Source organism: Bartonella sp. CB10SXKL (assembly GCF_042195515.1).
GTDB lineage: Bacteria > Pseudomonadota > Alphaproteobacteria > Rhizobiales > Rhizobiaceae > Bartonella.
On record NZ_JBHION010000039.1, the window covers coordinates 1 to 1,665 of the forward strand.

Sequence of the window (1,665 nt, forward strand, 5' to 3'; positions counted from 1 at the left end):
GTTTTCAAAGCTGCTTTCAGTAAATCAAAAACGCCATTAAGCGGCGCATGTACAAATACTTCCCCCGAATACAAAACGACCCGTACTTGAGACGGGTCGCTAATCTCTGATATCGCAAACGGTTTTAATGACATTTCAACTCCTCATGTCTTGATCCCATAAACTACACTCACATTAACGGGGCGCGTTTCAACACCACCAACCCTCTCTGCCATAAGGTGATGTTCATGATGCTCTCTGTCATAGATGCCCTCTTTAATCGGCATCGAAAAACTTAAAAAGCTTTCAAAGGGGCTCCTGATAAACCAAGGTAAACGCGGCGGCTTATCTTTTTCTGTAAACCAAAATGGAAGCTCTACCTGTGGACTTCCTGCTATTTGGTCAAATTCTTGATTACACCTTTCCAAGGCATCCCCACTCAAACCTACACACTCTTCGTCTATAGCTCTCTTGCGCCTTTGCAAGTGAGCTTCAGAAGAAGAAACATCTCGTTTTTTTCGAGAAGAAAGACCTTCTGATGACGCTGGACCTATAAAATGTTCGTGCGCTTTTAAAGAACAGGGTTGTATACTTGCAAAAGAACGCCAAGGGTCTAAATTGCGTTCATTATCAAGTCCCCGTAAAAATAGCCCCCGAAAATCGGGAACATTAAACGTCGTGGCGCCATCCCCCTCTCCCCACGTCGTTCCTATGACACAAAATAAATCCCAATAGACAAGCCGCGGATAAGCCTTCCCATCACATGGCAACCAACCATCCGGCAAGCGCTCCATTGCAAACGGTCCTATCAGACCAGTGGGTAAGCGTTTTAAGGAAGAAACTTTGCCCCTTGTCGGGTTGAGAACTTGCCAACCGGTTATATCTTCATCATACACAAGCGTATAAAGACAGCCATCTTGTATCTCTCCTCCCGATAAGGCTAATAAACCGGTTTCTGTCGCCTTATAAACGGGCTTACCGGCTAAATTATTTAAAGCAATTGTTGTCGCCCCAACATTCTTGCCCTTCGCTTTAAAACAAACCGATATGCCATTCTTATACTCTAAAAATGCCGATTGGCTTAGAAGCCTTATCACGCTCGTCTTTTGGTTATTATCAACCGTCACAATCCCTTCAAGCACACCCCCCGTATCCGATAAATATTCACGCACCCGTTGCATCATAAAACGAGCGCTATTATTAACCGTGTTAGGGTGCTGTCCCTCTGACCAATTAATTAAAGCATCAGCACCACCATTCTCAGATGCCGTTAAAGACCAATCATAAATCGTGGACATCTGAACCTCACGTCTTGATTCCAAACACAACACTCATATTAATCGGGCGCGTCTCACTTACACCTGAACTTGCCAATGCAACATCACGCATGTGAAGGTGGGAATGGGGAAAGGCGAGCTTATGGTGCACACGTATATCCTCTGCTCTCACGCCCAAACGTTCAGCAAGCTTCAACCTTTGCTGTTCATTCAACACATATCCCCAGATGATCGTCATATCACCATGCCAACTCTCTTCCTGATTTTCATCATTCAAAATCGTAAAGGATTGACCACTATGATCATGCTTTCTCATAGCGTCATTTTGTAAAGTGCCAAGATAACGAAAGCGGTCTATCTCGCGGTCATCATCAACACCTCGTAAAAAAACACCACGCAAATCGGGAAC

General features: G+C 44.6%; 1 protein-coding gene and 1 pseudogene. Both read right to left on the reverse strand.

Going from position 1 to position 1,665, the window contains the following annotated elements:
• Window positions 1–143: 143 nt before the first annotated feature.
• Window positions 144–1,277 (reverse strand): phage tail protein, encoded by a 1,134-nt coding sequence (locus ACFIK3_RS09030; RefSeq protein ID WP_375664304.1) that lies wholly within the window; start codon window positions 1,275–1,277, stop codon window positions 144–146.
• Window positions 1,278–1,284: 7 nt separating this feature from the next.
• A pseudogene (locus tag ACFIK3_RS09035) lies at window positions 1,285–1,665 on the reverse strand (phage tail protein); the annotation flags it as partial.

What these genes read in the sequence shown, in the direction of transcription:
- ACFIK3_RS09030 (WP_375664304.1), bottom strand. Translation starts at nt 1,277, where the DNA reads ATGTCCACGATTTATGATTGGTCTTTAACGGCATCTGAGAATGGTGGT.